At 50.8% G+C, this 506-nt stretch carries 1 protein-coding gene; it reads right to left on the bottom strand.

Annotation, left to right across the window (positions count from 1 at the left end; genetic code table 11):
• Positions 1-506: glycine radical domain-containing protein (locus R7O13_RS31235; RefSeq protein ID WP_318305776.1), on the bottom strand; the 506-nt coding region annotated here is incomplete at both ends.

Raw genomic sequence — 506 nt, 5'->3', positions numbered from 1 at the left:
TTACAACGAGATCGCGATACTGGTCAGGGCTCTTTTTCGCCGCCAGCAAGGTTTCACGAGAGACGATGTTGTACTGCACGTGCCAACCTTTATGGTGATTAAAGAAGGTGCGAATCAGCATTGACAGCTTGAGCTTATCTCCTTCTGAAGCGACAGCCGCTGGGCTTAACTTCTGGTTAAGCAGCACACCACCCAAGATTTTATTAGCTTGAATTTTACCGACTGAGTTGTACACCGCCGTTGGTCCCAAACGGTCAGAGCCCGATGCTGGACTTGCGCCTTCCGCCAGTGGTGTTTTCGCTTTTCGACCATCTGGTGTTGCCATCGTGGATGCGCCAAATGGTACGTTGGAAGAGATGCTCGATGTTCCCGCGTAGTAGCCACCACCAATTGGTCCGCGCCCATGACGTGTATTGACAAATTGCGCCAACTCATCGATATAAACTTGGTAAGCATCAGCCAGCAGTTGGTCGACATAATCGTCGTCATTGCCGTATTTTGGCGCG

This window comes from Vibrio sp. Y176, assembly GCF_033438945.1.
Note: the sequence above shows the minus strand (reverse complement) of the source record. Positions and strands in the feature narration are given on the sequence as shown.